Genomic DNA, 7,285 nt, shown 5'->3' on the forward strand with positions numbered 1-7,285 from the left:
GTTCACGTGGTCGACGCGTGGACAACGGGGATGGCTCCGGTACCCGCAGCGGGGACGGCTCCGACGCCCGCAGCGGGAAGATCCGGCCACCCGGCCCGCCCCGCCAGACGGTCATCCACCGCCGGGCGGCTCCCCGTCGGCCGGGTCGAACAGGGACGACGGAGGCCCGGCCGCAGCCACGGGGCCGGGCCGGTGACTGGGCGGTGCCAACGGCCGCTCCGGCTGCCGGCTGAACAACCGTACGCCCGATCGCGCCGTGGTCGTCCGGACGGTGACCGGCAGGGTGACCATCCGCACCGGCTCAGGCGGGGCGGTGAAGCCACGACTGCCCCATCGGACCCAGATCGCCACTCGACCAGCGGCAGCCTCGGCGAGCAGTTTCTCCACCGTACGGTGCCGGTCGGTGTGGTCCACCTCGACCACCAGCGGCGGCGCGTCGGGCCGGGCACAGGCCACGTCGACGACCGAGTGCCGGCCCTGCATCGGCGGCGGCAGCGGCAGTACGCTGGCCGCCCGCCGGTACACCCGCCAGCCCTGCCCGGCACCCCACCGCACCACGGCGTCGATGATCGTCCTGGTGACCTGTTCGGTGCCGAGATCGGTGAAGGTCAGCGTGGCCAACTGGTCGCCCAGCCCGGCGGCCACTCGCGCCGCGTCGGCACCGTCGGTCACAACGGCAGCCAGGCGAGTACGTCCCGGATCTTGGCGTCCCAGTAGCTCCACACGTGGTCACCGGCTTCGAAGTCGACAGTGAGTGGAACGCCCCGGGCGGCGCATGCGTCGCGGAACCGGACGTTGTCCGGGTACAGCACGTCCTCGGTGCCGCAGCACAGCCAGAGCTGCGGCAACGCCGTCGGGTCGGCCCGGTCGAGCACCGCGAGCAGGTCGTCGTCGCTGCCGGCGATGTCCTGCTCGCCGAAGACCCGCCGCATCAGCGGGTCGGTGGCGGACACCGACGGTCCGTGCTGGCGGGCGGCCACGTCGAGTACGCCGGACAGGCTGGCCGCCGCCGCGAACCGTTGCGGCTGGCGCAGCGCCCAGCGCAACGCCCCGTACCCGCCCATCGACAGGCCCGCGACGAAGGTGTCCTCCCGCCGTCGGGAGACCCGGAAGAACGAGTCGACCACGGCCGGCAGTTCGGTGGACAGGAAGGTCCAGAACGGCGCTCCGTGCACCTCGTCGGCGTACATGCTGCGGTGCACCTGGGGCATCACCACGGCCAGGCCGCGCTCCTCGGCGTACCGCTCGATGGAGCTGTACCGGGTCCAGGCGGTGGCGTCGTCGGTGAGCCCGTGCAGCAGATAGAGCACCGGGGGATCGGTGTCGCCGGCCCGCGCCGGAGCGCCGATCCGGGTCCTGGTGTGCTGGGGCAGCAGGACGGTCATCGAGGTGGCCTGCTCCAGAACGTCGGAGTAGAAGTCGACCCGCAGGTGTGCCATCCGCCCAGTGTGCCGGTTCACCGGACGGCGGCCGCTGGTCGGGTCAGTCGTTCCCGGCGCCGCGCCGTTCCCGACGGACCTGGCCCGGCGGTACCCCGTACGCCCGTTTGAAGGCCCGGCAGAACGCCGCCTCCGACTGATAGCCGAACCGGCGGGCGACCACCGGCAGCGGGTCCGCGCAGCGCTGCAGATGGTCGTGGGCCAGCTGCAGCCGCCAGGTCGCCAGGTAGCGGATCACCGGTTCACCGACCAGCTCGGTGAACCGGGCGGCGAACGCCGACCGGGACATGCCGGCCTGCTGAGCCAGGGTGCTGACCGTCCAGTCCCGGTCCGGCTCGCGGTGCAGTGCGGTCAGCGCCCGGCCGATCTGGTCGTCGCGTAGCGCGGCCAGCCAACCCTGGCGCGCCTCCGGAGCGGCGTCCAACCAGGACCGGATCGCCTGGATCACCAGTACGTCGGCCAGCCGGGTCAGCATCGTCTCACCGCCCGGTCGCAGCGCCTGTGCCTCCCGGGTGACCAGCCGCAACGTGCTGTGCAGCCACCCCGACTCGTCGTCGTCGAACCGGTCGAGATGCAGCACCGGCGGCAGCTGGGCGATCAGCCGCCGGGCGGCGACGTGGTCCGGGCGCAGCACCGCGTACGTCACCTGGGTGAGCTCGCCGCCGCCACCGTGCCGCATGATTTCGTACCGGTCGCTGAGCTGCTGCACCGGGATGTCGAACAACGGCCGCGTCGACGCGGCCGGGGCGCTGCGGAACCGGTGCGGGACACCGTCCGGGATCAGCGTCAGACTGCCCGGCCCGATCAGGTACGGCTGGGCGTCGCCCACCTCCAGCCAGCACCGGCCGGCGGTGACGACCTGCAACGTCATGCAGCCCGGCAGGGCGGGCACGTCGATGCCCCACGGGGCGGTCAGCTCGGCCCGGCAGTAGAGGGTGCCGGTCAGCCGGAACATGTGCAGGGTCTCGCCGAGCGGGTCGCTGATCGCCGGGATCGCGCAACCGGGTGTCGTCCACACCCTGCCCAGCTTCCCGGAGAGTTTGCCAACCGTCCACAAGCCTGGACGCTGCGCAAAGAAATCAGGCATCACGATCATTGTTCCGCCGCCGACGCCCCGGCAGGCTGATCGGTAAGGCAGCACCCGCCCGGGTCGGACGATTCGCCGACCCAGGCGGGTGGCCAGCAGCGGACGGTAAAAGCCTGTCCGCGACACCCAGACCGAACGGGAGATCCCACGCCATGTCACGACCGTCAGTGCTCGTCACCGGGGCGACCGGCAAGACCGGCCGGCGCATCGCCGACCAGCTCACCACACTCGGCCACCCCGTGATCCGGGCCAGCCGCCAGGGCGAGCAACCGTTCCACTGGGCGGAGCCGGCCAGCTGGCCCGCCGCGCTGCGCGGGGTGGACGCCGTTTACCTGTCGTACTCGCCGGACCTAGCCGCACCCGAAGCGCCCACCGTGGTCGAAAAGTTCACCGCCGCCGCCCGCGACGCCGGTGTCCGCAAACTGGTCCTGCTCTCCGGTCGGGGCGAGACCAACGCCGGCCGCTGTGAGGCGATCGTCGCCAGTTCCGGGCTGACCTACGGCATCGTGCGGGCCAGCTGGTTCAACCAGAACTTCACCGAAGGACACCTGCTCGGCCCGGTCCTGGCCGGGACGGTGGCCCTGCCCGCCGGCGAGGTGGCCGAGCCGTTCGTGGACGTCGACGACGTCGCCGACGTCGCGGTGGCGGTGCTCACCGACCGCCGGCACGACGGCCGGATGTACGACGTCACCGGGCCGCGCCTGCTCACCTTCGCGCAGGCGACGGCGGAGATCGCCGCGGCCAGCGGCCGGGCCGTCGGCTACCAGCCGGTCACCGCCGAGCAGTTCCATCTCGCCCTGGTCTCGCAGCTGGGGCCGGACTACGCGCGGCTGCTCACCGACCTGTGCGTGGAGGTGTTCGACGGGCGCAACGCGTCGCTCGGTGACGGCGTCGAGCGGGCGCTGGGCCGGGCCCCGCGAAACTTCGCCGACTTCTGCCGGCAGGCGGCCGCCGCCGGGGTGTGGCGGCAGTGACCGCCGTCGCCGGCCCGGCAACCGACGCGCCCCGCAGCCGCACCCGTACCCGCAGCCAGCAGGTGATCCTCGTCGTCGCCGGCCTGATCGTGGTCGGTATCGGGGGCGCGGTCCTGACCGCACCGGACGCCTTCCACGCCGGCAACGGCATCGACTTCGCCGGCAACAGCAGCCTGCTCAGCGAGACCCGGGCAGCCGGCGGGGCACTGCTGGCCACCGGGATCCTGGTCACCCTCGGGGCGTTCGTCCGCCGGCTGACCTTCGCCGCGGCGCTGATCGGGGCGACCGTCTATCTGGCGTACGGACTGTCCCGGCTGCTCAGCATCGCTCTGGACGGGATGCCGGCCACCGGTCTGGTCGCCGCTGCCGTCGCCGAGCTGGTCCTCGGCACGGCCTGCGGGTACGTCCTGCACCGTAACCGCCGTGCAGGTGCGAATCCGGCACCGTAACCGTCGCGCAGGTGCGAGTCCTGCCGGTAACCGTCGCACAGGTGCGCGCCCGGTCACCCCAACCGGGCGCGCCATGCGTCGAAGTCGTCGGCAAGCGGGTCGTCACCGGCCGCCCGGCAGCTGCCGGTGGCCACCTCCAGCAGCCGCTGCCAGACCGGCAGGTACGCCGCCGGTTCCGGCGGGGGCCGGCCGGGGGCGGCCCGGTACGCGCTGGCGAGCAACGCGTGCGCGGCCAGCGCCAGCCGCCGTCCGTCGGCGTACGCCGACGCCGTGGGCAGCACGTCGACGGCGACCGTCGCCAGCTGCACCGCCGCCTCCAACGACAGCCCGGACAGCCAGCGCATCGATGTGGTCCAGAGCAACGTCGGATCGCTGCGCGGCGTCGCCGTCTCCAGCGGTGTCGCCTGCCCGGCCCCGGCGGTGTGCCGCTGCGCCACCGCTGTCAGCGTCGGCTGGGCCGCCCGGTCCAGCCAGTCGTCGGCCGGCACCCACAGCAGGCCCCGGTCCCGCACGGTCGGCAGCACCAGCCGCGCCAGGCTGCGACCCATCTCCGGTGGGAACGGCACCGGGCCACCGGCCATCGAGAGCAGCCCGTCGACCACCCGCAACTCGGCCTCCAGCGCCTGCCGGGCCTGGCCCGGCGGGAGACCGGCGGCGATCACCGCCGCCGGTACGAAGCCCTCGACCACCCGGCCGTCGACGAAGTTCAGCAGTGCCGACACCACCGCTGCACTGTGTACGTACCCACTGTCGACGGTGCCGTCCGCGTCATTGCTGTCCGCGTCGTTTCCGTCTGCGTCGGGATGGCCGTAGTAGCCCAGCGCGGCGTTGGCCGAGGCGATCGCGAGGTGCGGGTCACCGTCCGGTGCCAGCGTCGCGGCGTTGGACGCCAGCACCCGGGCCAGGTCCCGGCGTCGCGGGTGGGCCGGATCGCCGCCGGTCACCGACAGATAGGCCAGGACCGCCGCGTCGGCGTCGACCTCCGCCGAGGCGGCCCACCCCGTACCGACTGGGCGAGACCACGGCGGGCCAGCACGTCGGCCAGCGTCAGCTCCGCGTCGGGCACGGCACCGACCAGCCCGGCGTACGCGCGTACCGCGTCGTCCAGCGCCGCCACCGCCGCCGCCGGATCCCGGTCGGCGAGGTACAGCGAGCCGAGCCGGTAGCACAGGCCACCCAGCCCGGTCCGCCGTCGCGCGTCGTCCGGCGCGTCGTCGAGCAGCTCACCGGCCAGGTCGACGGCCTGCCGCTGGCAGCGGACCGCCGCCGACCAGTCACCCCGCCGGCTGTGGTCGGCCGACTCGCCGACCAGCTCGTCGATGCGTGACTCGGGCGGCCGGTCCGGGACCACCGTCCGGGTCACCGCCCACTGCGCAGATCGTCCGGAACCACGTCGTCCAGACTGATCTGCTCGAACGTGGCGGTGCAGCGGTCACCGGTGGGCGACTGGGCGAGGAAGCCGGCCCGGGTCGGCGCATCGGCGGCACCGGTCAGCCGGAACAGTCGGGCGAACTGCCACGACATGCCGTCGAGTGAGTAGTGGAACGCGTACGCCGACCCCTTGCGCAGCACCCGGAGGTGGACGCTGGACGCTTCGACGGTGACCGCGTTGGCGTCGTCGGAGGTGCCGTTGGTCACCACGGTCACCACCATCGGCCGACCCTGCGGTGAGTATTCGAAGCACAGCTTCGCCCAGTGTTCCTCGTCGATACGCAGACACAGCACGCCGGCGTCGAACGCGGCCGTGAAGTCGACCGTGACCCGGGCGGAGAGCGCGAACTCGCCGTCCGGGCAGTCGAACAGCAGCGCCGGTGCGTTGTGGGTGCGGTACTCGCCGACCGGGTCGACGAACCAGTCGGTGCCGGCGCCTGCGGTGAGCGACAGGGCCTGCCGACCGGCGTGATGATCCGCTGCCACCGGCGTGTGCTGCCAGGCGAGCGGCGGCAGCCCGGCGATCGCGGGCGGCGGAGGTGCCTGCGGGGTCATCCTGCCTCCCGGCGGGGCATGTCGGTCTCGTCGGACGCGCACATCGATCTGGTCGGAACTGCAATGCTGCCACGGGCCGGCATCCCGCCGCTGGCCCGGCCCGTCGGCTCCGGTACCCGGCCGGCCTTGACCCCGGGCCGGCCTTGACCCCGGCTGGCCTTGACCCCGGCTGGCCTTGACCCTCGACCTGGTCGAGGCCGCAGAGTCCATGGACGTGGAGAGCGACATGCACAGCATCGGCGAGACGGCCCGCGCCAGCGGGCTGACCGTCAGCGCGCTGCGGTTCTACGACGCCGCCGGCGTGCTGGTGCCGGCCGCGGTGGATCCGCACACCGGCTACCGGTGGTACGCCGTGAGTCAGCTGCGCGCCGCCCGGCTGCTGGCCGGGCTGCGCCGGGTCGGCCTGCCGCTGGCCGAGATCACCGAGGCGGTCCGGGCGTTGCCCGACGTCACGGTGGCCCGGCGGCTGCTCGACGTGCACCTGCGCCGGCTGCAGGACGGCCTGGCCGATGCCCGTCGGGAGCTCTCCCGCATCCATGCCCTGCTCGATGCCGAGGAGAACCGAACCACCATGACCACAACCACGACCCGGGTCACCGTCGACGCCGCCGACCTGGCCGGCGCGCTGGACGCCGTACGGTTCGCCGTCGGCACCGACCCCGAGATTCCCGCCCTGGCCGGGGTGCACGTCGAGGTCTCCACCGACGCCGTACGGTTGGCCGCGACCGACCGTTACCGCATGGCGGTCGCCGAACTCGTCCCGACGGCGGTCGACGGCCCGGCGGTGACGGTCCTGGTGCCCGGCGGCTTCGTGACCGGCGTACGCAGCCAGGTCGACCGTAACCCGGTAGCGGAACTGGCCTTCGGTCCGGACGGCGTCGACGCCTGCGCGCCGGGCTGGCGGATCACCACCGACCCGCTGGACCACGACTTTCCCGACTACCGGCCGTTGCTGCCGGTCCGGGGCGCCGAGGGCCGACGGCAGGTCACCGTGGACGCCACCGAGTTGCGACGGGCGCTGGCACCCGACCGGGCCCCGGCGGTGGTACGCGAACACCTCGGCGTCGCCCACCCGGTCGCGGTGCTGGCGGCGACCGACGACGGTACCGTCGAATGCGTCGACGAGGCGGCCTGGCAGGCCGCACCGGATCGGTACGTCGCGGTGAACCGGGAGTTCCTGCTGCAGGCGGTGGTGGCCGCCGGCGGCGGTCAGCTGGTGCTGGAGCTGGACGGGCCGATCCGGCCGCTGGCCGTGCGACTGCCCGACGACGACCGGAGCTGTTCGCTGCTGATGCCGATCCGGCACTGACGTCGGCGCGGTCCGGCCCGGGACGGGGCCCAGGGCCGGAC

Annotated in this window: 9 protein-coding genes; 3 read left to right on the forward strand and 6 right to left on the reverse strand. The window is 73.5% G+C overall.

What is annotated here, in order from left to right; all coding sequences use genetic code 11:
• Positions 1-111: 111 nt before the first annotated feature.
• Genes ACXAHD_RS16445 through ACXAHD_RS16455 form a run of 3 tightly spaced genes read right to left on the reverse strand, consistent with a single transcriptional unit; the run spans position 112 to position 2,526 of the window.
• Positions 112-672, reverse strand: a complete 561-nt coding sequence (locus tag ACXAHD_RS16445) for a hypothetical protein (RefSeq protein WP_281553252.1) — start codon at positions 670-672, stop codon at positions 112-114.
• Positions 669-1,439: an alpha/beta hydrolase gene (locus ACXAHD_RS16450; RefSeq protein WP_289212180.1), complete on the reverse strand. Its 771-nt coding sequence runs from the start codon at positions 1,437-1,439 to the stop codon at positions 669-671. Before ACXAHD_RS16450 ends, ACXAHD_RS16445 begins: the two co-directional genes overlap by 4 nt.
• A 43-nt stretch (positions 1,440-1,482) precedes the next feature.
• On the reverse strand, positions 1,483-2,526 hold the full coding sequence (locus ACXAHD_RS16455; protein ID WP_475051522.1) for an AraC family transcriptional regulator: 1,044 nt from the start codon (positions 2,524-2,526) through the stop codon (positions 1,483-1,485).
• A gap of 152 nt (positions 2,527-2,678) precedes the next feature.
• Here ACXAHD_RS16455 and ACXAHD_RS16460 point away from each other — a divergent pair, with 152 nt between their 5' ends.
• Both ACXAHD_RS16460 and ACXAHD_RS16465 read left to right on the forward strand, forming a co-directional pair.
• Positions 2,679-3,500, forward strand: a complete 822-nt coding sequence (locus ACXAHD_RS16460) for an NAD(P)H-binding protein (protein ID WP_475051525.1) — start codon at positions 2,679-2,681, stop codon at positions 3,498-3,500.
• Positions 3,497-3,949: a DUF4345 domain-containing protein gene (locus ACXAHD_RS16465; protein ID WP_289212183.1), complete on the forward strand. Its 453-nt coding sequence runs from the start codon at positions 3,497-3,499 to the stop codon at positions 3,947-3,949. Before ACXAHD_RS16460 ends, ACXAHD_RS16465 begins: the two co-directional genes overlap by 4 nt.
• 53 nt (positions 3,950-4,002) lie before the next feature.
• Here ACXAHD_RS16465 and ACXAHD_RS16470 read toward each other — a convergent pair whose 3' ends face one another.
• From ACXAHD_RS16470 to ACXAHD_RS16480, 3 genes are read right to left on the reverse strand one after another with little or no spacing between them, the layout of a single operon-like run.
• Complete coding sequence (locus tag ACXAHD_RS16470) at positions 4,003-4,893, reverse strand: hypothetical protein (protein ID WP_281553257.1); 891 nt, start codon at positions 4,891-4,893, stop codon at positions 4,003-4,005.
• The gene (locus ACXAHD_RS16475; RefSeq protein ID WP_281553258.1) at positions 4,890-5,312 is read right to left on the reverse strand and encodes a hypothetical protein; all 423 of its coding nucleotides are present in this window, start codon (positions 5,310-5,312) and stop codon (positions 4,890-4,892) included. Before ACXAHD_RS16475 ends, ACXAHD_RS16470 begins: the two co-directional genes overlap by 4 nt.
• Positions 5,309-5,935 (reverse strand): DUF1349 domain-containing protein, encoded by a 627-nt coding sequence (locus ACXAHD_RS16480; protein ID WP_281553259.1) that lies wholly within the window; start codon positions 5,933-5,935, stop codon positions 5,309-5,311. The genes ACXAHD_RS16475 and ACXAHD_RS16480 overlap by 4 nt, the downstream gene beginning before the upstream one ends.
• 226 nt (positions 5,936-6,161) lie before the next feature.
• Between ACXAHD_RS16480 and ACXAHD_RS16485 the strand changes: the two genes are divergently transcribed.
• On the forward strand, positions 6,162-7,244 hold the full coding sequence (locus ACXAHD_RS16485) for a DNA polymerase III subunit beta family protein (protein ID WP_281555432.1): 1,083 nt from the start codon (positions 6,162-6,164) through the stop codon (positions 7,242-7,244).
• Positions 7,245-7,285: the final 41 nt, after the last annotated feature.

The sequence above is a fragment of the Micromonospora sp. ABR4_055 genome (genome assembly GCF_056160425.1).